At 72.0% G+C, this 22,229-nt stretch carries 24 protein-coding genes; 1 reads left to right on the top strand and 23 read right to left on the bottom strand.

Features of this window, described 5'->3' with window-relative positions:
- Positions 1 to 217: 217 nt before the first annotated feature.
- The 14 genes from PWG71_RS02880 to hisI form a co-directional block, all read right to left on the bottom strand.
- Positions 218 to 1,381 carry a hypothetical protein gene (locus tag PWG71_RS02880; protein WP_274807871.1) on the bottom strand — a complete coding sequence of 388 codons (1,164 nt, stop codon included), beginning with the start codon at positions 1,379 to 1,381 and terminating at the stop codon, positions 218 to 220.
- A gap of 139 nt (positions 1,382 to 1,520) precedes the next feature.
- Positions 1,521 to 2,621 (bottom strand): prolipoprotein diacylglyceryl transferase, encoded by a 1,101-nt coding sequence (gene lgt / locus PWG71_RS02875; protein WP_274807870.1) that lies wholly within the window; start codon positions 2,619 to 2,621, stop codon positions 1,521 to 1,523.
- A gap of 55 nt (positions 2,622 to 2,676) precedes the next feature.
- Positions 2,677 to 3,654, bottom strand: coding sequence for a DsbA family protein (locus PWG71_RS02870; RefSeq protein WP_274807869.1), 978 nt, complete (start codon positions 3,652 to 3,654; stop codon positions 2,677 to 2,679).
- Positions 3,655 to 3,699: 45 nt separating this feature from the next.
- Positions 3,700 to 4,206: a MauE/DoxX family redox-associated membrane protein gene (locus PWG71_RS02865; RefSeq protein WP_274807868.1), complete on the bottom strand. Its 507-nt coding sequence runs from the start codon at positions 4,204 to 4,206 to the stop codon at positions 3,700 to 3,702.
- 341 nt (positions 4,207 to 4,547) lie between these two features.
- Entirely contained in the window at positions 4,548 to 5,360 is an 813-nt protein-coding gene (gene trpA, locus PWG71_RS02860; protein ID WP_274807867.1) for a tryptophan synthase subunit alpha, read from the bottom strand.
- On the bottom strand, positions 5,360 to 6,577 hold the full coding sequence (trpB, locus tag PWG71_RS02855; protein WP_274807866.1) for a tryptophan synthase subunit beta: 1,218 nt from the start codon (positions 6,575 to 6,577) through the stop codon (positions 5,360 to 5,362). The genes trpA and trpB overlap by 1 nt, the downstream gene beginning before the upstream one ends.
- Positions 6,578 to 6,836: 259 nt before the next feature.
- Positions 6,837 to 7,643: an indole-3-glycerol phosphate synthase TrpC gene (trpC, locus tag PWG71_RS02850; protein WP_274807865.1), complete on the bottom strand. Its 807-nt coding sequence runs from the start codon at positions 7,641 to 7,643 to the stop codon at positions 6,837 to 6,839.
- A 176-nt stretch (positions 7,644 to 7,819) separates the two neighbouring features.
- Positions 7,820 to 8,083 carry a CD225/dispanin family protein gene (locus tag PWG71_RS02845; protein ID WP_274807864.1) on the bottom strand — a complete coding sequence of 88 codons (264 nt, stop codon included), beginning with the start codon at positions 8,081 to 8,083 and terminating at the stop codon, positions 7,820 to 7,822.
- A gap of 150 nt (positions 8,084 to 8,233) precedes the next feature.
- Entirely contained in the window at positions 8,234 to 8,623 is a 390-nt protein-coding gene (locus PWG71_RS02840; RefSeq protein ID WP_274807863.1) for a CD225/dispanin family protein, read from the bottom strand.
- Between the two features lie 43 nt (positions 8,624 to 8,666).
- On the bottom strand, positions 8,667 to 9,182 hold the full coding sequence (locus tag PWG71_RS02835; protein WP_274807862.1) for a DUF2752 domain-containing protein: 516 nt from the start codon (positions 9,180 to 9,182) through the stop codon (positions 8,667 to 8,669).
- A 91-nt stretch (positions 9,183 to 9,273) separates the two neighbouring features.
- Positions 9,274 to 9,627, bottom strand: coding sequence for a CD225/dispanin family protein (locus tag PWG71_RS02830; protein ID WP_274807861.1), 354 nt, complete (start codon positions 9,625 to 9,627; stop codon positions 9,274 to 9,276).
- 311 nt (positions 9,628 to 9,938) lie between these two features.
- A complete protein-coding gene (locus PWG71_RS02825) occupies positions 9,939 to 10,211 on the bottom strand; it encodes an HGxxPAAW family protein (protein ID WP_274807860.1) in 273 nt (90 codons plus the stop codon).
- On the bottom strand, positions 10,211 to 10,915 hold the full coding sequence (locus PWG71_RS02820; protein ID WP_274807859.1) for a Trp biosynthesis-associated membrane protein: 705 nt from the start codon (positions 10,913 to 10,915) through the stop codon (positions 10,211 to 10,213). Before PWG71_RS02820 ends, PWG71_RS02825 begins: the two co-directional genes overlap by 1 nt.
- Complete coding sequence (gene hisI, locus PWG71_RS02815; protein ID WP_274807858.1) at positions 10,912 to 11,256, bottom strand: phosphoribosyl-AMP cyclohydrolase; 345 nt, start codon at positions 11,254 to 11,256, stop codon at positions 10,912 to 10,914. Before hisI ends, PWG71_RS02820 begins: the two co-directional genes overlap by 4 nt.
- Before the next feature lie 122 nt (positions 11,257 to 11,378).
- Between hisI and PWG71_RS02810 the strand changes: the two genes are divergently transcribed.
- Entirely contained in the window at positions 11,379 to 12,380 is a 1,002-nt protein-coding gene (locus PWG71_RS02810) for a sugar isomerase (RefSeq protein ID WP_274807857.1), read from the top strand.
- Between the two features lie 10 nt (positions 12,381 to 12,390).
- Here the strand turns inward: PWG71_RS02810 and PWG71_RS02805 are convergent, their stop codons facing one another.
- The 9 genes from PWG71_RS02805 to hisD form a co-directional block, all read right to left on the bottom strand.
- Entirely contained in the window at positions 12,391 to 14,241 is a 1,851-nt protein-coding gene (locus PWG71_RS02805) for an ABC transporter ATP-binding protein (RefSeq protein WP_274807856.1), read from the bottom strand.
- Positions 14,238 to 16,217 (bottom strand): ABC transporter ATP-binding protein, encoded by a 1,980-nt coding sequence (locus PWG71_RS02800; protein ID WP_446724962.1) that lies wholly within the window; start codon positions 16,215 to 16,217, stop codon positions 14,238 to 14,240. The genes PWG71_RS02805 and PWG71_RS02800 overlap by 4 nt, the downstream gene beginning before the upstream one ends.
- 450 nt (positions 16,218 to 16,667) lie before the next feature.
- Positions 16,668 to 17,441, bottom strand: coding sequence for an imidazole glycerol phosphate synthase subunit HisF (gene hisF / locus PWG71_RS02795; protein ID WP_274807855.1), 774 nt, complete (start codon positions 17,439 to 17,441; stop codon positions 16,668 to 16,670).
- Entirely contained in the window at positions 17,438 to 18,190 is a 753-nt protein-coding gene (priA, locus tag PWG71_RS02790; protein ID WP_274807854.1) for a bifunctional 1-(5-phosphoribosyl)-5-((5-phosphoribosylamino)methylideneamino)imidazole-4-carboxamide isomerase/phosphoribosylanthranilate isomerase PriA, read from the bottom strand. The genes hisF and priA overlap by 4 nt, the downstream gene beginning before the upstream one ends.
- Before the next feature lie 30 nt (positions 18,191 to 18,220).
- Entirely contained in the window at positions 18,221 to 18,883 is a 663-nt protein-coding gene (gene hisH, locus PWG71_RS02785) for an imidazole glycerol phosphate synthase subunit HisH (RefSeq protein WP_274807853.1), read from the bottom strand.
- Positions 18,884 to 18,896: 13 nt separating this feature from the next.
- Positions 18,897 to 19,055 carry a hypothetical protein gene (locus PWG71_RS02780; RefSeq protein WP_274807852.1) on the bottom strand — a complete coding sequence of 53 codons (159 nt, stop codon included), beginning with the start codon at positions 19,053 to 19,055 and terminating at the stop codon, positions 18,897 to 18,899.
- Positions 19,056 to 19,649, bottom strand: a complete 594-nt coding sequence (gene hisB / locus PWG71_RS02775; protein WP_274807851.1) for an imidazoleglycerol-phosphate dehydratase HisB — start codon at positions 19,647 to 19,649, stop codon at positions 19,056 to 19,058.
- A gap of 39 nt (positions 19,650 to 19,688) precedes the next feature.
- Positions 19,689 to 20,786 (bottom strand): histidinol-phosphate transaminase, encoded by a 1,098-nt coding sequence (locus tag PWG71_RS02770; RefSeq protein WP_274807850.1) that lies wholly within the window; start codon positions 20,784 to 20,786, stop codon positions 19,689 to 19,691.
- A 94-nt stretch (positions 20,787 to 20,880) separates the two neighbouring features.
- The gene (gene hisD, locus PWG71_RS02765) at positions 20,881 to 22,182 is read right to left on the bottom strand and encodes a histidinol dehydrogenase (RefSeq protein ID WP_274807849.1); all 1,302 of its coding nucleotides are present in this window, start codon (positions 22,180 to 22,182) and stop codon (positions 20,881 to 20,883) included.
- Positions 22,183 to 22,229: the final 47 nt, after the last annotated feature.

Here is a 22,229-nt window from a genome sequence, read left to right as displayed (position 1 = left end):
TGACGGGCCCGCGTGCGCGCCACCGGGCCCATCGCACTCGGCGGGGGCGTCGCGGGGGGATAGGGGGCCGGCCCCGGAGCGGTGTGCGCGCCCCGCGTTCGACCCGGTCGCGTGACCGGGTGATCTGTCCGAGATCCTATCGGGACGTCCGGGGCGCGCGAACGGCCGTGCTCCCGATGGGGGCACGGCCGTCTCGGTGGAGCGGGCGGTCGGTCCGCTACTCCTGTCGCGCCTGCGCGGTGATGACCTCGTCGTAGACGTAGCCGACCGCGTTCATGGAGGCCACGCTCAACTTCGCCAGGTCGGTGTCGTCCCCGGGCGGGCTGCCGTCGGTGCGGGCCACCCAGAAGACCGCCAGGTAGTGGCCCATGACCTGGACGTTGGCCTGGCTGAAACCGTCCTGGAGGCCGGGGATCTCGTCGCTGGTGCGGCTGAGCAGGAACCCGGCGCCGGTCTCGGCGTTGGTCGGGTCCAAGGCGGCCTCGACGTCGGCCGCGGCGTCGGCGTCGGCCAGGTCGAACAGGGTGACCTGGGCGACGTGGTCCTGGTCCGCGTCGGTGTACAGACCCGAGGCGGCGTTGACGCAGTCGGCGTCGATGAGCCTCTGGCCGAGTTCATCGCCCCACACCAGGGAGGTGCAGGAGTCGGTGACCATGCCGTCGCGCAGCTCCAACCTCATGTCGTCCAGTTCGAGTTCCCGGACGGGCCCGAACACCGTCTCCTCGGTCATCGGTTCGAGGCCCTCGGGCCGCTCCTCGATGGGTCCGAAGACGTCGGCGCGGTCGGGTTCGGACAGGTAGAGCTGGGGTGTGAGGGTGCTGTGCCCCTCGGGCGGGGCGACGACGCTGCTGTCGCCTCCGGAGGTGGACCCGCCGGCCCCGCTGAAGAGCTGGTACGAGAGCAGGCCCAGGAGGGCGACCAGGGCGACGGCGAAGGCGCCGGTGAGGACGCCCAGCATCACGGTGCCGCGCTTGCGCTTGCTCTGCTCGGCGAGGGTGTACACGATCTGGTTGGACCGGTCGCCCAGGACCGAGACCTTCTTGAGCGCGGAGGCGGAGAAGGCGGACACCCGGTCCACCGTGCCGCCTTGCGCGGTGTCCTTGGCCGGGGCGGCCCGGCGGGCTCCGCGGCGTCCACGGGGGGCCCGGTCGTCCCGGTGCTCCCCGGGTTCGTCCGCGGACCCCTGGTCGGCGACGGGGTCGTGGTCGTCGTCACGAGGAGAGGCGTGACCGTACTCGGCGGAGTAGTCCTCCTCCGGGTCGTAGTCGTACTCCTCGTCGTGGCCGTAGTCGTCGGCGTTGTCGCGGATACGGCCGGTGTCGGCGCGGCGGGTACCGCCGCGCCGACCTCTACGGCCGGACCCGGACTCGGCTCTGCTCACGGTCTTTCTCAATGGTCACCCGTGGTCTGCTCGAAAGGTACGGGGGCACGTGCGGGCACGTCGCCACCCTCATGGGTGGAGGTGGATGTCGTGCGCGGTCGTCTCGCCCGTTACGGCGGGCGTGCGACCTTCCCCGTGTCTACTCGGGCTTCGCCCCGGAATCGGTTCCCGTATCGGCGTCGTTCTCGGTCGAGCCCTCGCTACTAGATCGCTCGGGGCTCGGGTGGTATTCCGTGCCGGCGTCCCCACCTGGGGTGTCGAGGTCCGAATCCCCCGTGTCGGCGGTGCTGTAGACGGTTCCGTCGTTACCGACCTCACCGTCCCCCGTGACCCCGAACACCTGGGTTCCGGCGTCGGCGCCGTGGGGCAGGACGGAGCCGGAGAAGGCGTCGAGGCGTCGACCGGCCCAGATGAAGTAGGCCAGGGCGCCGGCGAAGACCACGATGGAGGTCCAGTTGTTCAGGCGCAGGCCGAAGAAGTCGTTGGCGGGGTCGACGCGCAGGTACTCGATCCAGAAGCGGCCCGCGCAGTAGCCCATGACGTAGAGGGCGAAGAGGCGGCCGCCCTGGAGCGAGGACTCGTAGCGGCGGCCGGCCCAGGCGAGCAGGACGGCCAGGCCCAGGCACCAGAGGGATTCGTAGAGGAAGGTGGGGTGGTAGGTGGTGACACCGAACTCCATGCCGGGGCGCAGGTGGCCCTCCGGGTAGGGGTGGATCTCCACGGCCCAGGGGACGTCGGTGGGACGGCCGAACAGTTCCTGGTTGAAGTAGTTGCCCCAGCGGCCGATGGCCTGGGCGAGGGGGAGGGTGGGGGCGATGGCGAAGGACAGCTTGGACATCGACAGGCCGCGTTTGCGGGCGACGAGCCACACGCCGAGGGCGCCCATGGGGATGGCCCCCCAGATGCCGAGTCCGCCCTCCCACACGTAGAGGGCGCGGATGGGTTCGCGGCCTTCGGCGAAGTACAGTTGCGCGTCGCTGATGACGTGGTAGAGGCGGCCGCCGATGAGGCCGAGGATGACCGCCCACACGGCCATGTCGAGGATGGTGCCGGCTTCACCGCCCATCGCCTTCCAACGGCGTTCGCTCCACAGGACGGCGACGATCACACCGGCGAGGATGCACAGCGCGTAGAAGTGGATCTCCAGGGGCCCGATCGGGATCGAGTTCACCTGCGGGCTGGGGATGGCCGCGAGGGCGCGGCCGGTTCCGGCCGCGCCCTCGATGGCTGTCGACGACAATGTCACTGCTCTGCTCTCGGGTTCGCCCCGCGTGCGGGGGGTGTCTTCGGGGGTGCTACTCCTCGTCACCCCCGTCGCCCAACGGCTGGGTCTCGACCTTACCGGGGTCGGCGGAGGCGATCGCCTCCGAGAGGCCCCTGACCGTCATGGCGGTGTTGTTGTCGAGCAAGGTGCCGTTGATGTAGATGGAGGGGGTACCGCCGAAGGCGTCGTCCCCGCTGTAGCGAGTGTAGGCGTTGCCGGTGGCCTCGATGATCTCGCCGGTGTAGGTGCCCTCCAGGAAGGCGGGGTCGTGACCGTTGTCGGCGCCCCAGGCCAGGAGGTCGGTGAGGACCATGGTGCCGAGGGTCTCCTGGCCGATCCGGTCCACGGCGTCCTGGGTGAGGGCGGGCAGGAATTCCTCGGTGAACTCGGTGACGACGGCGGCCTCCTCGTCGAGGCGGGCGCCGAACTCCTCCTGTTGTCCGGGGGAGGTCTCCAGTTCGGCGAACCATCCCTTGAGCTGGTCGGTGGAGAAGCCCTCGCGGCCCTCGGTGGGCTGGTTCTCGAAGAGCTCGTCGTTGTACTCGACGAAGACGCCGTGGTCGGCGGCGATGCGGGCGGCGGCGCCGCCGCGCAGGGAGTTGCCGCTGATGGGGACCTGCTGCTGGGCGAAGATGCTCACCGGGCGGAAGTGGACGATGGCCTCGCCCCGGGCGGCGCGTTCCTTGAGGAGGCCGCCGTTGGTGATCTCGAACTGACGGCAGGCGGGGCACTGGTAGTCGGCGTAGACCTCGACGACGGGGGCCTGGACGCCGTCGTCCGCCATGACGACGCTGCCGTCCTCCTGGACCGTCTGGGCGGCGATGGGCCCGGTGTAGCCCTCGCCCCGGTCGGAGTTGAGAACGGCGTAACCGATCACGACGATGAGGAGGACGACCGCGGCGGCGGCGCCGACGACGATCAGGTTCTTGCGCAGGGCCGCGGCCTTCTTCTCCTTGGCCCGTTGTTCCTTGAGGTGTTCGCGGGCGCGTTTGCGCGTTTCGCTCCCCATGGTGTTCCTCTGTTCCTGTGTTCCGGGGTGGTCGTGGATCGCGGGTCAGCGGAAGAGTCCGAGGGCGCGGTCCAGGGCGAGGGGCGAGCGGGGCCACAGGGCGATGAAGGCCCCCAGTGCCGCGAAGCCGATGTCGCGGGTGATGGAGAGGCCGTAGGTCGTCTCCTCGGGGTCGACGGCGCCGCCGCCGCCGAAGCAGCCGCAGTCGATGCTCAGGCCGCGGGCCATGGCCGAGACGATCCCGGCGATGAAGACGAGCATGAGCAGGGTGGCGACGGCACCGGTGAAGCGCGTGGCCAGGCCCACGAGGAGGAGAACGGCCAGGGCGAGCTCGAAGAGGGGGAGGGTGTAGCCGATGAGGCGGGCGAGCTCGTGGGGGAAGAGGTCGTAGGCCTCGACCGCCTGGACGGAGAGCGCGGGCGGGTACTTGGAGAAGGCCGAGTACCCGAGGATTCCGGCGAGGGCGAGGCGGCAGACGAAAGTGATCCAGGGTTGGACGGTGTCCCAGCGCGACCCGGAGACGAGGGCGGGGGTTTCGTCGGTTGTGTCCATGGAGTGGGCCTTCGGGGATCGGGGGCTGATTTGTCGCACTCCGCACCTGTGGAGTCGCTCTCAGTGACCATGCAGATCCTACCGTCTGTGATCACCCGACGACCCCGGGCGGTGGAACCGGGCGCACCGCTACCGGACCCCGGCGTCCGTCACTCCCCCATCACACCACCGCGCGACCCGCGCCGGCGGTGTCACCGCCCCCCGGAAGGACCCTTCTCACCCGATTCTCACCGACTTAACCCTGGCTTTGACCAGCGGGAAGAGAAAGCGGGCCGCCCCCGTGAGGGGACGGCCCGCCGACGATGTCCGAGGTCCCCGAGATCACCCCCCGAGGTCCCCTCTCAGCGGGACCTGACGCCCGCCGCGAGCTCCTCGGCGAAGGACGTCACCGCGATCAGCCCCGTCTCCAGGTCCGGCGCGTCCGACACCCGCTGGCAGAAACCGGCACCGACGATGACCCCGTCGGCGTAGGAGGCCACCTCGGCGGCCTGCGCCCCCGTGGAGATGCCCAGCCCCACACAGATCGGCAGACCGGAACCGCGGGTCACCTCCCGGGTGCGCCGCACCAGCCCGGCGGCGGTGTCGGCGACCTGGGTGCGGGTACCGGTGACGCCCATGAGCGAGGCCGCGTACACGAACCCGCCGCAGGCCCGGATGGTCAGCTCCAACCGCCGGTCGGTGGAGGAGGGCGCGACCAGGAAGATCCGGTCCAGGCCCGCGGCGTCGGTGGCCACCGTCCACTCCCGCGCCTCCTCCGGAATGAGGTCGGGGGTGATGACCCCGGCCCCGCCCGCCTTGGCGAGGTTGCCCGCGAACCGCTCCAGACCGTAGCGCTCGATGGGGTTCCAGTAGGACATGACCACGGCTGCGGCACCGGTGGCGGCGGTCGCCTCGACCACGCGGAACACGTCGTCGGTGGTGGTCCCGGCCGCCAGGGCGACATCGGCGGCGCGCTGAATGGTGGGGCCGTCCATCATCGGGTCGGAGTAGGGCAGGCCCACCTCGATGACGTCGCAACCGCCGGCGACCATGGCCTCGATGACCTTGATGGAGGACTCCACGTCGGGGAAACCGGCGGGAAGGTAGCCGATGAGGGCGGCCCGGCCCTGGTCGCGGGCCTCGGCGAGCTTGCTCTGAAGGGTCGTCACGGTCATCACGCCTCGTCCTTCGCGTCGATCAGGCCGAAGTAGGCGGCCGCGGTGTCGACGTCCTTGTCACCGCGCCCGGAGAGGTTGACGAGGATGACGGCGTCGGGTCCGAGCCGCTCCCCCAGTTTGCGGGCGCCGGCCAGCGCGTGGGCGCTCTCGATGGCCGGGATGATGCCCTCGGTGCGGCACAGCAGCCGGAAGGACTCCATGGCCTCGGCGTCGGTGATCGCCTCGTAGTTCGCCCGGCCGGTGTCGGCGAGATGGGCGTGCTCGGGTCCCACCGCCGGGTAGTCGAGGCCGGCGGAGATGGAGTGGCTGGGCAGGGTCTGCCCGTACTCGTCCTGGAGGACGAAGGTGCGGGCCCCGTGGAACACGCCGGGGCTGCCCGAGCTGATGGAGGCGGCGGTGCGGGGGGTGTCGGCGCCGTCGCCGCCGGCCTCGAACCCGTACAGGGCGACCGACGCGTCGGGGATGAACGCGGCGAAGATCGCCATCGCGTTGGAGCCGCCGCCCACGCACGCGGCGACGGCGTCGGGCAGTCGGCCGATCCGCTCCAGGACCTGCTCGCGGGCCTCCGCGCCGACGACGAAGTGCAGGTCGCGGACCAGCTTCGGGAAGGGGTGGGGGCCGGCGACGGTGCCGAACAGGTAGTGGGTGCGGTCGACGTTGGCGACCCAGTCCCGGAACGCCTCGTTGATGGCGTCCTTGAGGGTGCGGCTGCCGATGGTGACGGGGACGACCTCGGCGCCGAGCATGCGCATACGGGCGACGTTGAGCGCCTGGCGGCGGGTGTCCTCCTCCCCCATGTAGATGACGCACTCCAGGCCCATGAGGGCGCAGGCGGTGGCGGTCGCCACGCCGTGCTGTCCCGCGCCGGTCTCGGCGATCACACGGGTCTTGCCCATGCGCCTGGTGAGCAGGGCCTGGCCGAGCACGTTGTTGATCTTGTGCGACCCGGTGTGGTTGAGGTCCTCGCGCTTGAGCAGGACCCGGGCGCCGCCGCAGTGCTCGGAGAAGTTGCGGGCCTCGGTGAGGGCGCTGGGGCGCCCCGTGTAGTCCTTGAGGAGTCCGGCGAGTTCGGCCTGGAAGTCGGGGTCCTGGCGGGCCTTCTCCCATTCGGTCTCGACCTCGTCGAGGGCGGCGATGAGCGCCTCGGGGGCGAAGCGGCCGCCGAAGCGGCCGTAATGCCCGCGTGCGTCGGGCAGGTGCGGATCGTGGTTCATGGGACGTGTCCTTCGGGATGCTGGGTCGACGGCCCACCCCGGGCGTGCGCCGCGAGGGGGTGCGCGCGTCGGCCGGACCTGCGCCGCGGGTGACGGTCTCGGAGCCCGCGGCGCGTTTCTGACGTGGGTCAACGCGGCGACGGGAACCCGCGGGCGCGCGTGGTGCGCGGCGGGTTCCCTAGAGCCATCGCCATCGACGGCCGGTACGGGCCGTGATGGCGGTGCGCGCCGTCGTTCCCCCCATGGAGCCGCCCGTCCCCTAGTTCCGGTCCCGCAGAGCGGGGTGCGCTCCGGCGGTCACCAGGTCGGCGACGGCCTCGCGCGGGTTGCGGCCGCGCACCAGGCTCTCGCCGACCAGGACGGCTCCGGCGCCGGCACCGGCGTAGGCCAGCAGGTCGTGCGGCCCGCGGATGCCGGACTCGGCGATCTTGACGATGTCGGAGGGGATGCGGGGGGCGAGCCGGGCGAAGGTGTCCCGGTCGACCTCCAGGGTCTTGAGGTTGCGGGCGTTGACACCGATGACGGTGGCGCCGGCGTCGAGGGCGCGGTCGACCTCGTCCTCGTCGTGGACCTCCACCAGCGGCATGAGTCCCAGGGAGCGGGCCCGCTCCACCAGGGAGACCAGGGCCTCCTGGGGCAGGGCCGCGACGATGAGCAGGATGGCGGAGGCGCCGAAGGCGCGGGCCTCCCACAGCTGGTAGGAGCTGACCACGAAGTCCTTGCGCAGCAGCGGCGTCTCGACGGCGCGGGCGACGGCGCGCAGGTCGGCGAGGCTGCCGTTGAAGCGGCGCTGTTCGGTGAGGACGCTGATGAGGGCGGCGCCGCCGGCCTCGTAGTCGCGGGCCAGTGCGGCGGGGTCGGCGATGGTCGCCAGGGGGCCCTTGGAGGGGCTGGCCCGCTTGACCTCGGCGATGACGTGGACGCCGGGGCGGCGCAGTGCGGCTTCGGCGTCCTTGGGGGTGGGCGCCGACGCGGCCTGTTCCTTGAGCCGGTCCAGGGGCAGTGCCTCCTGGCGTTCGGCCAGGTCGGCGCGTACTCCGTCGAGGATCTCGTCGAGCACGCTCACTGGTTACCGCTCCCTATCGTCGTGGCCGGTCGCGGCGCTCGCCGGGACGCGGGCCGCGGGCGCCGCCGGTGGAGACCGTCGTCGCGCCGTGTGGGCTCATCGTATCGACACCGGGGGGCGGGGACGCCGTCGCCCCCGCGCACACGGCGTGTGGCGGGGGCCGATGGCGGGGGCGGCTACATGCCGGCGACCATCGCTCCGCCGACGATGACCACGAGGACGATGTAGAGGGCCAGGAGGATGAAGCCGATCAGGCCGATGATGCCGGTGATCTTGGCGATCTTCGCCGCGTCCTCGGCGCCCGAGTGGTCCCCGGCCTCCCACTTGTTCTTCGACTGGAGGGCGAAGACGATGCCGATGATGCCGGCGATGGTGCAGCCGAAGAGGCCGAGGATGTTGAGGCCGAGGTAGTTCTTCGGCTGTTCGGCGGGCATGTTCATGGGGGACCGTTTCTCGTTAGGTGTCCGACCGGGGGCGGTCGGCTCTCCGATAAGCGAGGTTAGAGGTCCCCGATGACGAAACGGTAGCGAGTCGGTGGTGATCCGGGGGCACCCCGCCGGCCGCGGTGGAGTGGCCGGGGGGCTCGCCCGTCAGTAGTAGTAGGGGTCGCTGGTGGTCGTGCCGAGCATGGCGAATCCGATGATCATGAGCACGACGTAGAACACCACGAACAGGAGCGCGAGGATGAACCCGACCAGGCCGATGATGCCCATGATCTTGGCGACCTTGGCCGATTCCTCGGCGCCCGTGTAGTCCCCGGCCTGCCATTTGCTGTTGACCTGGAGCGCGAAGATGAGGCCGATGATGCCGATGACCGTGCAGCCGAAGATGCCCAGGATGTTGTGGACGAGGTAGTTCTTCGGCGGACCGGAGGGGGGCGGCGGGCCGCCGAAACCACCGGGAGGGGGGCCGTAACCCCCGGGGGGCGGGCCATAGCCGCCGGAGGGTGGGCCATAGCCGCCGGAGGGTGGGTAACTCATGGTGCGGGCCTTTCGGATACGTGGACTCGGTGGACGTCCCGGGTCACCAGCCGGGGAACAGCGGTGTCCCGGGGGCGAGGAAGGAGAACCAGGGGAGGTTGCGGGCCACCCAGAAGCCCGTGACGGTCACGGTGAGGGTCCACAGGAACCAGGAGGGCGTGGGCCGGGGCGGTCTCCGGGGCGGGCGGATCGTGGAGGCGACCCACTGGACGTACGACCACAGGATGTAGGGGACGAGCAGGGTCAGCAGGGGGTTCATGCTGATCGCGCCGAGGACGTCCCCCTGGGTGGTGAGCGCGATGGCGCGCATGGTCCCGCAGCCCGGGCAGAAGGTGCCGGTCATCAGCAGCCAGGGGCAGGTGGGGTAGTTGCCCGGCTCGTTGGGATCCACGAAGTGGAGGAGGGTGGCGCCCGCCAGGGCGATCGCACCGGCGCTCAACGGCCAGACGGGCGGGGGGACCCGGTGCAGCCTGCGCAGGATCCGCTGTCCGAGGGGAAGGGGCGCGTGCTCGGCCGGACCGGGGGTCCCGGACCGGTGGTCGCTCTGTTCGGGCTGCACGTGAACCAGCTTAAGGGTCGATGGGGTGGAAAAGGGTTCTGCCCCCGGACGCCGTCCGGCGTACGGGGGCAGAGGGCCCTACCGGCGTCCGTCAGTAGGTGGTGGTGGACGCCGTCATGGCGGCACCGAAGAGCACGAAGATCAGGATGTAGAAGACGATGATGAGGCCCCACATGATGCCCGCGGAGATGAAGGCCCACTTGGTCCACTTCTTCGCCTGGGCCTGGGCCTCCAGCGCGCCGGCCTGGTCACCGCGGTTCCACAGGTCGTTGACCTTGGTCGCGTTGATGAGGGCCGGGATGGCGAACGGCCAGCAGCAGAAGATGGCGACGATGGCCCAGGTGAGGCCGTTGTCCGGCGGGGTGGAGCCGGGGGGCGGGCCGTAACCGCCACCGGGCGGACCGTATCCGGGGGGACCGGCGGGGGGCGGGGGACCATAGCTCATGAGAACAACTTTCCAGAATGTGGACAAGGGTTGCGGAACGCGGCGTGTGGCAGGGCACGCGGACCGACATGGGCCAGGGTCGGTTCACCGGTGCGTTCACGCCGCGGACGAATACGCATGTTGCCAGACCGCGGGGGCGGACCACCAGTCGGTATGCACGACGGTCACGGCCGGTGGAGGTGAATCTACCCGCCCCATGGGACCTTCGTCCATTTTCCGTTACTCAGTCGTTGTGAGCTGCGAATTTGCCGGTTCTGTCCGGATGTGGCCGCAAGATCCCATGGGCGGGTCCCCCGAGAAGCGGGAAAGGTCTACGCGACGGCCTTCTTGTTGGCCGCCTCCCACTCCTCACGGGTCGGCGGCACCGGGCGCGGCTCCTTGCGGCCCAGGCCCGCCTTCTTCATCACACCGGCGACGACCGCCAGCACGACGCTGGCGACCAGGCCGACGACGACCCAGGTGATGAGGTCGCCACCGAAGATGATGGCCACGGCCGCGACGGACCAGGCGACGATCCAGGAAACGGTGAGGAACCAGGCGGAGACGGTGTTGCCGTGGTCGTCGTGGTGTTCATCAGCGGACATCAGGGCTTCTCCTTCGAGTCGGCCGACCGGGCGGTCGGCTGTGCGGGTTCGGTGCCGTCCCCGGTGGCGGCACGTCCCGCGGGCTGCGCGGGGGCCGTGTCGCCACCGGGGGCGTCGAGTGTGGGGTCGTCACCGGCGTCGAGAGATCTCCACAGGTCGGCGGGTGTCGAGGTGTGGTCCGCGCGCGGTGCGGCGTCCCGATCGTACCGGTTCCCCATACCGGGCCATGAGGGGGCGCGCACCAGCGCGAGGACGCCGACCAGGAAGAGCAGGACGGCGCCCGCCGCGGCCATGGCGGGGCCGACGACGATGAGGTCGGGCACCCCGTCGGCCCGGGCCGCGCCGACGGAGGCGGCGTCGTCGACGGCGGCGGTGAGCGCCTCCGGGCGCACGGCGCCGGCGACGGCGATGAGGCTGTGGACGCCGCCCAGGGCCAGGAGGGCGCCGATGAGGCGCCGGAGCCGTCCGCGGGCGGCGTGGAGCCCGGCGATCCCGGCCAGACCGGCCCAGCCGATACCGCTCAGGACGCCGGTGAGGTCCGCGCCGGTGACCTCGACCGGGGCGGCGGAGACCGGCCCGGTGGCGGTGAGGTCGCCGGTGGCCCACACGCGCCCGGCCGAGGCGAGCAGGAGCGCGGCGCCGACGACCAGGCCGACGACGGCGATCCCGTATTCGCGGCGGGCCCGGGGCGTGGGAGAGGTCACAGCAGCCGTCCCGCGTCGAAGCAGGTGCGGTCACCGGTGTGACAGGCGGCCCCGGTCTGCTCGACGCGGAGCAGCAGGGTGTCGCCGTCACAGTCGAGTGCGACAGACACCACACGCTGGGTGTTGCCGGAGGTGGCCCCCTTGACCCAGTACTCGCCGCGACTGCGCGACCAGTAGGTGGCGGCCCCGGTGGTGAGGGTGCGGTGCAGCGCCTCGTCGTCCATCCAGGCGAGCATGAGGACCTCGCCCGTGTCGTGCTGCTGCACGACGGCGGGGACGAGACCGTCCTCGGTGCGCTTGAGTCGGGCGGCGATGGCCGGATCGAGGCTGGTGACACTCATGCCCTCCAGGTTATGGGCGGCCCTCGGGCCCGCGTCACCGGGGCGCTCTCCCCGGGGGGTTAGAGTGCGTGCGCGAGGCCGCCGCCCGGGGCGGCCCGAACAGGACGATGTGGGGGTCTCCCGTGACCGCAGAGGCGCTGGCCGCCGACCTGGCGGGAATGCCCGCCGCCTTGACCGCGCTCGCCGACCGTTTTCCGCGCCGGGACCCCTACGCGGCGTTGCCGGCGTTGCTGGACGACGAGCCGGCGGCGGTGCGCCTCCTGGGGATCGGGGCGGCCCGGGGCGTGTGCGAGGTCGCGGCGGCCCGGCTGCGGCTGGCGGGGATCGGCGCGTTCGCGGACTCCTCGGCGTCGGCGCAGGAGCCCCCCGCCGGGCCGGAGACCCTGGTGGTGGGCGTGAGCCTGGGCGGAGGCCAGCGCGAGTTGTGCACGGCCCTGGACCGGTACGTGGGCCGTTCCCCGGTGGTGGTGCTGGCGGCGGACACCGACGCGGTGGTGGCGCGGTACGCGGACCTGCTGGTCCCGTTGCACGCCGGCGCGGAGGAGGCGGGGCTGGGATGCCGCGCCTACCAGCACGCGTTGGCGCTGGCGTTGCTGCTGGGGCACCGGCTGGGGGCGCCGGTACTGGGGAGCAGCCGGACCCTGCCGGGGCTGTTGCGGCGGACGGCCAACGCGGTGCAGGCGTTGACGTCGTCGGCGCCCACGTGGGTTCCGGAGGCCGCCGAGGCGTTGACCTCGTCGCACGGTGTGCACCTGGTGGCGCCGGCCGAGCGGACGGTGTCGGCCGTGCAGGGCGCGCAGTTGCTGCGCAAGGGCCCGGTGATGGTGGCGCGGACGTGCGAGACCGGGGAGTGGTCGCACACCGACCGGTACATGGCGGCCCGGACGGACTATCGGGCGTTGCTGTTCGCCGGTTCCACCTACGACGAACGGTTCTCCGAACACCTGGGGCAGCTGCGGGGCCGGTTCGTGGCGGTGGGCCCCACCCCCGGCCGCGAACGCGTGCCGGGGGCGGAGCTGACGGTGCGCTACCCGGGCGACACCGACCCGGACGTCTCCCTCATGGCCGAGACCGTGGTCCCGGGCCTGCTGGCGGCCCACTGGTGGGGTTCGCCGGGTCGGTGAGCGCGGCCCCTCACGCCGAGGAGCGCACCCAGGAGGCGTACAGGTCGGCGTAGACGCCCGGCCGGGCGACCAGTTCGGTGTGGGAACCGCTCTGGACGATGCGCCCGTCGTCGAACACCAGGACGCGGTCGGCGGCCTCGGCGGTGGACAGGCGGTGCGCGATGGCCACGGAGGTGCGCCCCCGGGTGAGCCGGTCCAGAGCGCGCTGGATGCGCATCTCGGTGTGCGGGTCGACGGCGGAGGTCGCCTCGTCCAGGACCAGCAGGTCGGGGTCGGCGACATAGGCGCGGATGAGCGCGACGAGCTGGCGCTCGCCCGCCGACAGGGACTCACCGCGCTGGCCCACCGGGGTGTCCAGACCGTGGGCGAGACTGTCGAGCCACTCCGCGAGACCCAGGTCGGTGATGGCGGTCTCCAGTTCGGCGTCGGTGCTCTCGGGGCGGGCGAAGCGGATGTTGTCGCCCAGGGAACTGTCGAAGAGGAAGCCCTCCTGCGGGACCATGACGACGCGTCCGCGCAGTGAGGAGAACGCGACGTCGCGCAGGTCGACCCCGTCCAACAGGACGGTGCCGTGCTCGGGGTCCATCAGACGGGTGAGGAGCTTGACGAAGGTGGTCTTGCCCGAACCCGTCTCCCCCACCACGGCGAGCCGGGTGCCGGGGGCGATCTCCACGGACACGTCGTCCAGGACGACGGGGCCGTCGGGGTAGGAGTAGGTCACGTGGTCGAAGTCGACCCGGACGGGTCCGCGCGGCAGGACCCGGCCGGCCTCGCCGGGGTCGGCGATGTCGGGGACGGTGTCCAGGACGCCCAGGACCCGGCGCCAACCGGCGATGGCGTTCTGGGCCTCGTTGAAGATCTCGGTGGCCATCATCATCGGCTGGATGAACAGGGTCATCAGGAACAGGAACGCGATGAGGCGGCCGGCGGTGAGGTCGCCGTCCAGACCCAACCACACGCCGATGAGGACGACCGCGGTGTTGCCGACCGCGGAGACGATCTCGGCGAACGGGGAGACCGCCACGGACAGGCGCTGTGCGCGCACCTGGGCGCGCCGGGTGGCCAGGACGGACGTGTCGATGCGGTCGGCGGTGCGCTCCTCGGTGCCGTGGGCGCGGATGACGGCGGCGCCCATGACCGTCTCGCCGATGACGCCGAGCATGTCGCCGGTGCGCTCGCGGACCTTCAGGTAGGCCTTCGACAGGAGCCTTTGGAGCCAGCGCACACCGAACAGCAGCGGCAGGAAGCAGACCCACACGACGATGGTGAGCTGCCAGGAGTACACCGCCATGAGGGTGGTGGCGACGAGGAGCTGCCCGGTGCTGACGATGAGGAGGATGCCTCCCCACTGCATGAACATGCTGATCTGGTCGACGTCGCTGGTGACGCGGGAGACCAGGGCGCCCTTGCGCTCGCTGTTCTGGGTGAGGACGGACAGGTCGTGGACGTGACGGAAGGCCTTGCGCCGCAGGGTCGCCAGCCCCGACTCGGTGGCCTTGTACAGGCGCACGTTCATCAGGTACGAGCAGACCATGGTGCCGGCGAGCAGGGCGGCGCAGACGCCGACCATCCGGGCGACGAACCCGAGGTCGGGGCCGCCCTCGGTGACGAGGCCGTTGTCGATGATCTGTTGGACGGCGACGGGCACGACGACCTTGCCGACGGTCGCGACGACCGCGAACACCAGGGTCAGCCACAGCCCCTTGGCGAACTCCGGGGACAGGCGCAGGCCGCGGCGGAGGGTGTCCATGGCCGAGCCGGTGGACCGGTGCAGGGACACCGAGGAATCGGCGCGCGTCGGCGCGTCGCTCCCGTCGACGGTGGGTTCACCACGGTCCCGGGTGCGGGTGGGCGCGCTCATCGGCTCGTCTCCTCGGTGAGGTCGTCGCCGCGGACCGCGGCTCGGCGGGTGGGGTCGACGGGGGCGGGGCCCTCCGGGAGGGGGGCGTGCTCGGCGTCGTTCTCGGCGGAGGCGCGCTCGTAGGCGGTCACGAGCCTGTTGTAGCCGGGTGAGGTCTCCAGGAGTTCGGCGTGGGCGCCGCGGGCCAGGACACGGCCCTGTTCGAGGTAGACGACCTCGTCGGCGAGTTCGATGGTGGCGCGCCGGTAGGCGACGACGACCACGGTGGCGGCGGCGTCGCGTTCGCGCAGGCCGGCGAGGATCTGGGCTTCGATCTGCGGGTCCACGGCGGAGGTGGCGTCGTCCATGATGAGCAGCCGGGGGCGCCGGACCACGGCACGGGCCAGGGCGAGACGCTGACGTTGGCCGCCGGACAGGGTGGTGCCCTTCTCCCCCAGGGGCGCGTCGAGGCCGCCGTCGAGTTCGGCGACGAACCCGTCGGCGCGGGCCAGCCGCAGGGCGGCCCACACCCGCTCGTCGTCGATGTCCTCGCCCAGGGTGACGTTGCCGCGGACGCTGTCCTCGAACACGAAGGTGCTCTGGGGGACGAGTGCGGCGTGGCGGGGGATCTGGTCGCGGGCCAGGTCGCGCACGTCGACACCGTCGTAGGAGACCGTCCCGGCGTCGGGGTCGACCAGGCGCATGAGGACGGTGGTGAGCGTGGACTTGCCCGAACCGGTAGGGCCGACGAGGGCGACGGTGCGGCCGGGGGCGATGTCCAGGTCGACGCCGCCGAGGACGACGGCGCGGGGCCCGCCCTCGTGGTCGTCCATGAGGTCGCGGCCGTCGGTGTCGTAGGAGTCGGCGTAGGAGAAGACGACGTCGCGGACGCTCAGCGCGATGCCCGTGGGGCTGTCGGCGAGGACGCGGTCGCCGTGCTCCATGGAGCCCTCCGAGCGCAGGACGGACTGGACGCGGTCCCAGCCCACGACACTGCGGGGCAGATCGCCCAGGATCCAGCCGAAGGAGCGGATGGGCAGGGACAGCAGGGTGAACAGGAAGGCGATCTGGACGAGGTCGCCGGGTTCGATGTCGCCGGTGGACAGCCGCCACATGCCCAGGAGGAGGACGGCCAGGACGCCGAAGTTGGGCAGGGCCTCCATGACGGGGTCGAACATGGAGCGCAGCCGACCGACCTGGATGAGGGCGTCGCGCAGGCGGTGGGCGGATTCGGTGAAGCGTTCGGTCTCGGTGTCCTCGCGGCCGAGGGTCTTGACGACGAGGGCGCCGTCGAAGGACTCGTGGGCGACACCGCTGACCTCGGCGCGCAGTGCCTGGGCGCGGGAGGCCATGGGTGAGACGCGGCGCTGGAAGATGACGTTGGCCAGGACCAGGACGGGGAAGACGACGAAGGCGACCAGGGCCAGGACGGGGTCGGTGACGAGCATCGCGACGGCGGCGATGACGAGCATGAAGACGCTGCCCACGGCCATGGGCAGGGGTGCCAGGGGCTGCCAGGCCGCCTCGACGTCGGCGTTGGCGTTGGAGAGGAGCCGCCCGGTGGGGTGGCGGTGGTGCCAGGCCAGGGGCAGTTCGAGGTACTTGCGGGCGACGGAGCGGCGGTAGCGGGCCTGGAGGCGGAACTGCATGAGGGCCGCGAGCATGCGGCGCATGGCGATGCCGATGGCCTTGCCCAGGCCGACGGCCATGAGCAGGGCGGCGGCCGCGACGAGGGCCCCGGTGGTGGTGGCCCCCTGGGCGAAGGCCGGGATGATGGTGGCGTCGGTGAGGTGTCCGAGGACGGAGGCCGAACCGACGGTGACGGCCGCGTGCAACATGGCGCCGAGGACGGCGACGGTGAAGATCCACGGTTCGGTGCGGGCGGCGACCCACAGCACCCTCATGCCCCGGCCGAACACCCCTCTGTGCGCGGTGTCGGGTGAGGCGTCGGCTTCCTCCTCCGTGTGCGTTCCCGCTGTTGCCGTGCCCTGCGCCATACGCGTCCCGTTCTCCTGGGTCCTGTGCGCGGCCGGGCGCGTGCTCCTCGTGGGAGGGTTCCCGGCGCGGATCGACGATGGCGCCCCGCGTCCTTTCGGGCATGCCGAAGGGCACGGGGCGCGTGTCGTGCCAACCTATCCAGCGGCACCGACAGGTTCCACCGGATTGTTTCAGCGTCGGGCGGATCGGTGCTATTCCGTCCAGGGGACGATGGAACGGGACGGTGCGCGGGCCCGGGAAGAGGGGCGGGCGCCCGCGGAGACGGGATCCGCGGTGGCCTCGATGACCGGCCGGGGCACGGAAGGCGCGGTCGACGACGCCGGTGTCACCGCTTCCACTCGTGTCTGCCACCCGTCGGCCCGACCACGACACGGGGGATCCGTATCCGCGGCCCGTTCCCGGAGCGGGAACGGGCCGCGGACGGGTCGTGGTCAGCGGACGGGTCGTGGTCAGCGGACGGTGTGACCCGCCCCGCGCAGGCTCTCCTTCACGTCGGCGATGGTGAACTCGCCGAAGTGGAACACCGTGGCGGCCAGGACCGCGTCGGCACCCGCGTCGACGGCCGGGGCGAAGTGCTCGACCGCGCCCGCGCCGCCGGAGGCGATGAGCGGAACCCCCACCCGGGCCCGCACCGCGCGGATCAGTTCCAGGTCGAAGCCGCGCTTGGTGCCGTCGGCGTCCATCGAGTTGAGGAGGATCTCCCCCGCGCCCAGCTCGGCGGCGCGTTCGCACCAGTCCAGGGCGTCGACGCCGGTGCCCCGACGACCGCCGTGCGTGGTCACCTCGAACCCGCTGGGGGTGGGGGCGTCGCCCTCGCGGACTCGGCGGACGTCCGCCGAGAGCACCAGGACCTGTCGGCCGAACCGCTCGGCGATCTCACGGATGAGTTCGGGGCGGGCGATCGCCGCGGTGTTGACGCCCACCTTGTCGGCCCCGGCGCGCAGCAACCGGTCGACGTCCTCGGTGGTGCGCACGCCGCCGCCGACGGTGAGCGGGATGAACACCTGGTCGGCGGTGCGGCGCACCACGTCGTAGGTGGTCTCCCGGTCGCCGCTGGAAGCGGTGACGTCCAGGAAGGTGAGTTCGTCGGCACCGCCGGCGTCATAGGTGCCGGCGAGCTCGACGGGGTCCCCCGCGTCGCGCAGGTTCTCGAAGTTGATCCCCTTGACCACCCGGCCGGCGTCGACGTCCAGGCAGGGGATGACACGGACCGCGAGACTCACCGGGCGGCCTCCGCGACGGTCGCCAGGGCGTCCTCCAGGGTGAACGCGCCCTCGTACAGGGCGGTGCCCATGATGGCGCCCTCCACGCCCAGCGGGACCAGCGCGGCGATGGCGCGCAGGTCGGCCAGGCTGGAGACGCCGCCGCTGGCCACGACGGGCTTGTCGGTGCGCTCGCACACGGTGCGCAGCAGGTCGAGGTTGGGACCCTTGAGGGTGCCGTCCTTGTTGACGTCGGTGACGACGTAGCGGGCGCAGCCCTCCGACTCCAGACGCGCCAGGGTCTCGAAGAGGTCGCCGCCGTCACGGGTCCAGCCGCGCGCGGCCAGGGTGGTGCCGCGCACGTCCAGGCCGATGGCGATCTTGTCGCCGTGCTCGGCGATGATCTTCGCGCACCACTCGGGGTTCTCCAGGGCGGCGGTCCCGATGTTGACCCGGGTACAGCCCGTGGCCAGGGCGGCGGCCAGCGACTCGTCGTCGCGGATGCCGCCGGACATCTCGACCTTGACGTCGAGGCGGGCGACGATGTCGCGCAGCAGGTCGCGGTTGTGGCCGCGGCCGAAGGCGGCGTCCAGGTCCACCAGGTGGATCCACTCGGCGCCGGCCTCCTGCCAGGCCGTCGCGGCCTCGAAGGGATCGCCGTACTGTCCGCCCGACCCGGCCTTGCCCTGGACGAGTTGGACGGCCTGGCCGCCGGCGACGTCCACGGCGGGCAGGAGTTCGAGTGCGGGCGTGTTGGTCTCGCCGGTCATGGGGCCTTCTCGTGCTCGTTGGTCCGAAAACTATGTCTGCGGGAGGGTGGCGACCCAGTTGGCCAGGATGCGGGCCCCGGCGTCGCCGGACTTCTCCGGGTGGAACTGGGTGGCCCACAGGGGGCCGTTCTCGACGGCGGCCACGAACGGCTCGCCGTGTTCGGCCCAGGTGACCTTGGGCGGGGCGATGCGCGGGTCGTGCGGAACGAGCTCCCAGGCGCGCACCGCGTAGGAGTGCACGAAGTAGAAGCGGTCCTGCGGCCCGATCCCGGCGAACAGTCGCGAGTCCTCCGGGGGACGGACGGTGTTCCAGCCCATGTGGGGCAGGATCGGCGCGTGCAGGCGTTCGACGGCTCCGGGCCATTCGCCACAGCCGTCGGTGACCTGGTCCTCGGCCTGCGGGTCGGCGCGTTCCACGCCCTTGTCGAAGAGCACCTGCATGCCGACGCAGATGCCCAGGACGGGGCGTCCGCCGGCGAGACGACGGCCGATGATGCGGTCGCCGTGCGCCGCCTTCAGACCCGCCATGCAGGCGCTGAAGGCGCCCACGCCGGGGACGACCAGGCCGTCGGCGTCCAAGGCGGCGTGCGGGTCGGAGGTGACGGTGACGTCGGCGCCGGTGCGCTCCATGGCGCGCTGGGCCGAGCGCAGGTTGCCCGACCCGTAGTCGAAGACGACCACGCGTGACGGCATGGGGTTCCTCCCCTTAGAAGTAGCCCAGGCGCAGCGCGCCCGAGACCACGGCGAGCACCGTGCACCCGGCCAGGGCGACGGCGATGGGCTTGTTGACCTTCCACAGCGCGTAGGCGCCTCCGCCGAGGAAGCCGCCCAGCACGATCAGGGCCAGTCCCCACAGATCGTCCATCTACAGGGCGCCCTTGGTGGAGGGGACCCCGGTGACGCGGGGGTCCTTCTCCGTGGCGAAGCGCAGCGCCCGCGCCAGCGCCTTGAACTGGCACTCGACGATGTGGTGGGCGTTGCGGCCGTAGGGGACGTGGACGTGCAGGGCGACCCGGGCCTGGGCGACGAACGACTCCAGGATGTGGCGGGTCATGGTGGTGTCGTAGTCGCCGCCGATCATCGGGGCCATGCCCTCGGGTTCGCCGTGCACCAGGTAGGGGCGGCCGGAGACGTCGACGGTCACCTCGGCGAGCGCCTCGTCCAGGGGCACCTTGGCGTCGGCGAAGCGGCGGATGCCGGTCTTGTCGCCCAGGGCCTCGCGGAAGGCGGCGCCCAGGGCCAGGGCGGTGTCCTCCATGGTGTGGTGGGAGTCGATGTGCAGGTCGCCCTCGGTGCGCACGGTCAGATCGAACAGACCGTGCTTGGCGAGCTGGTCGAGCATGTGGTCGAAGAAGCCGACGCCCGTGGAGACGTCGGCGACGCCGGTGCCGTCGAGGTCGATCTCGACCAGGACCTTGGTCTCCTTGGTGGCGCGCTCGACGCGTCCGATACGGCTCATGGTGGGTTCCTCCTGTGGGAAAACGGGGTCCGGGCCGGTTCAGCGGCCGGTGACGGCGAGCAGCGCGTCGCGGAACGCGGCCATCTCCGACGGGGTGCCGACGGTGACGCGCAGCCAGCCGGGCGGGCCGACCTCGCGGATGAGGACCTGCCGGTCGAGCATGGCCTTCCAGACCTCGGTGCGGTCCTCGAACGCGCCGAACAGGACGAAGTTGGCGTCGGAGTCGGCGACGGCGAAACCGCGGGCGCGCAGCCACTCCACCAGGGCGTCGCGTTCGGCGCGCAGGTCGTCGACGGCGCCGAGGAGCTCGTCGGCGTGGTCCAGGGCGACCAGGGCGACGGTCTGGGTGACGGCCGACAGGTGGTAGGGCAGGCGGACGAGCTGGAGGGCGTCGACGACGGCCGAGTGCGCGGCCAGGTAGCCCAGGCGGGCCCCGGCCAGCGCGAACGCCTTGGACATGGTGCGCGAGACGATGAGGCGCGGGTGGTCCGCGAGCAGGGCCAGGGCGCTGGGGGTGCCCTCGCGGCGGAACTCGGCGTAGGCCTCGTCGACGACGACGACGCCGGGCGCGGCGGCGGTGACGCGCTCGATGTCGGCGATGTCCAGCGCGGTGCCGGTGGGGTTGTTGGGCGAGGTCAGGAAGACGACGCTGGGCGCGTGCTCGGCGATGGCGGCCAGGGCGGCGTCGACGTCGACGCGGAAGTCCGCGTCACGGGGCACCGACACCCAGCCGGTGCCGGTGCCGCGGGAGATGATGGGGTGCATCGAGTAGGACGGCTCGAAACCCATGGCGACCCGGCCGGGCCCGCCGAAGGCCTGGAGGATCTGCTGGAGGATCTCGTTGGAGCCGTTGGCCGCCCACACGTTGGCGGTGCCGAGGTCGTGGCCGAGGTAGTCGGCGAGTCCCCGCCGCAGGCGGACGGCGTCGCGGTCCGGGTAGCGGTTGAGGCCCAGCGCGGTCTCGGCGACGGCGTCGGCCAGGGCGCGGGCCAGGCGCTTCGACGGCGGGTGCGGGTTCTCGTTGGTGTTGAGGACCACCGGGACGTCGAGCTGCGGTGCCCCGTAGGGCGAGCGGCCGCGCAGGTCGTCGCGGAGTGGCAGGTCGTTCAGAGTGAAGCTCACGGGTGTCACGCTCATGGTCGGTCGTGGTCGGTGGGGCGCACGGGACCCCGGTGGGGCCGCACGGGCGCGCGGGCCCGGGGCGCCGGCCACCGTCCGGTTTCGTCGCGGTTCAGGCCGTGGGCGGGGTGAACCGCGCGGCGACGGCCTCGCCGTGGGCGGGCAGGTCCTCGGCCTCGGCCAGGGTGATGACGTGATGGGCGACATCGGCCAGCGCGTCGCGGTCGTAGGTGACGACGTGCACCCCGCGCAGGAAGGTCTGCACGCTGAGGCCGCCGCTGTGGCAGGCGCAGCCGCCGGTGGGCAGCACGTGGTTGGATCCCGCGGCGTAGTCGCCGAGGGAGACCGGGGAGAAGGCGCCGACGAAGATCGCCCCGGCGTTGCGCACGCGAGCGGCGACGGCGGCGGCGTCGGCGGTCATGACCTCCAGGTGTTCGGCGGCGTAGGCGTTGACGACGTCGAGGCCGTGGTCGAGGTCGTCGACCAGGACGACGCCGGACTGGGGTCCGGACAGGGCCTCGCGAACGCGGTCGGCGTGCCGGGTGGCGGCGGCGCGGACGCGCAGGCGTTCGATGACGGCGTCGGCCAGGGCCTCGTCCGGGGTGACCAGGACGGAGGCCGCCACCACGTCGTGCTCGGCCTGGCTGATGAGGTCGGCGGCGACGTGGTCGGGGTCGGCGGTGGCGTCGGCGAGGACCGCGATCTCGGTGGGACCGGCCTCGGCGTCGATGCCGATGACGCCCTTGAGGAGGCGTTTGGCGGCGGCGACCCAGATGTTGCCCGGCCCGGTGACCATGTCGACGCGGGCGCAGTCGCCGGCGCCGTAGGCGAACATGGCGACGGCCTGGGCTCCGCCGACGGCGTAGACCTCGTCGACGCCGAGCAGGGCGCAGGCGGCGAGGATCGTCGGGTGCGGCAGTCCGCCGAACTCCTTCTGGGGCGGTGAGGTGACCGCCAGGGAGCGGACCCCGGCCTCTTGGGCGGGGACGACGTTCATGACGACGCTGGAGGGGTAGACGGCGCGGCCGCCGGGCACGTAGAGGCCGACGCGGTCGACGGGGATCCAGCGTTCGGTGACGGTGCCGCCGGGCACGACGTCGGTGGTGTGGTCGGTGCGGCGCTGGTCCCGGTGGACCTTGCGGGCGCGGCGGATGGACTCCTCCAGCGCGGCGCGCACGGCCGGGTCGAGGTCGGTCAGGGCGGCGTCGATGGTGTCCTTGGGGACACGGATGTCGGTGAGGCGGACCCCGTCGAAGCGCTCGGTGATCTCGATCAGCGCCTCGACACCGCGATGGCGAACGTCCTCGCAGAGGGGGCGCACGCGCTCGGCGGCGTCCGCCACGTCCATCGCCGCGCGCGGGAGTGCGTCGCGGGGGTCGTCCTGGCTGCCTCGGAGGTCGATTCGACTGATCACGACCCCAGTCTAGGGGGCGACGCCCGACGGGTGGGCTCGGGCGTCCG

Origin of the sequence: Nocardiopsis sp. N85 (assembly GCF_028882275.1) — a bacterium.
GTDB classification, from domain to species: Bacteria; Actinomycetota; Actinomycetes; order Streptosporangiales; family Streptosporangiaceae; genus Nocardiopsis; species Nocardiopsis lambiniae.
Note: the sequence above shows the minus strand (reverse complement) of the source record. Positions and strands in the feature narration are given on the sequence as shown.

Excerpts from the sequence above, each read along its gene's own strand:
- PWG71_RS02780 (WP_274807852.1), bottom strand. The coding sequence starts at position 19,055 with ATGGACGATCTGTGGGGACTGGCCCTGATCGTGCTGGGCGGCTTCCTC.
- PWG71_RS02805 (WP_274807856.1), bottom strand. The coding sequence starts at position 14,241 with ATGAGCGCGCCCACCCGCACCCGGGACCGTGGTGAACCCACCGTCGAC.
- PWG71_RS02830 (WP_274807861.1), bottom strand. The coding sequence starts at position 9,627 with ATGAGCTATGGTCCCCCGCCCCCCGCCGGTCCCCCCGGATACGGTCCG.
- PWG71_RS02865 (WP_274807868.1), bottom strand. The coding sequence starts at position 4,206 with ATGGACACAACCGACGAAACCCCCGCCCTCGTCTCCGGGTCGCGCTGG.
- hisH (WP_274807853.1), bottom strand. The coding sequence starts at position 18,883 with ATGCCGTCACGCGTGGTCGTCTTCGACTACGGGTCGGGCAACCTGCGC.
- PWG71_RS02870 (WP_274807869.1), bottom strand. The coding sequence starts at position 3,654 with ATGGGGAGCGAAACGCGCAAACGCGCCCGCGAACACCTCAAGGAACAA.
- PWG71_RS02840 (WP_274807863.1), bottom strand. The coding sequence starts at position 8,623 with ATGAGTTACCCACCCTCCGGCGGCTATGGCCCACCCTCCGGCGGCTAT.
- trpA (WP_274807867.1), bottom strand. The coding sequence starts at position 5,360 with ATGACCGTGACGACCCTTCAGAGCAAGCTCGCCGAGGCCCGCGACCAG.
- hisI (WP_274807858.1), bottom strand. The coding sequence starts at position 11,256 with ATGAGTGTCACCAGCCTCGATCCGGCCATCGCCGCCCGACTCAAGCGC.
- trpB (WP_274807866.1), bottom strand. The coding sequence starts at position 6,577 with ATGAACCACGATCCGCACCTGCCCGACGCACGCGGGCATTACGGCCGC.
- PWG71_RS02825 (WP_274807860.1), bottom strand. The coding sequence starts at position 10,211 with ATGTCCGCTGATGAACACCACGACGACCACGGCAACACCGTCTCCGCC.
- PWG71_RS02770 (WP_274807850.1), bottom strand. The coding sequence starts at position 20,786 with ATGAGCGTGACACCCGTGAGCTTCACTCTGAACGACCTGCCACTCCGC.
- hisB (WP_274807851.1), bottom strand. The coding sequence starts at position 19,649 with ATGAGCCGTATCGGACGCGTCGAGCGCGCCACCAAGGAGACCAAGGTC.
- priA (WP_274807854.1), bottom strand. The coding sequence starts at position 18,190 with ATGACCGGCGAGACCAACACGCCCGCACTCGAACTCCTGCCCGCCGTG.
- PWG71_RS02845 (WP_274807864.1), bottom strand. The coding sequence starts at position 8,083 with ATGAACATGCCCGCCGAACAGCCGAAGAACTACCTCGGCCTCAACATC.
- PWG71_RS02800 (WP_446724962.1), bottom strand. The coding sequence starts at position 16,217 with ATGGCGCAGGGCACGGCAACAGCGGGAACGCACACGGAGGAGGAAGCC.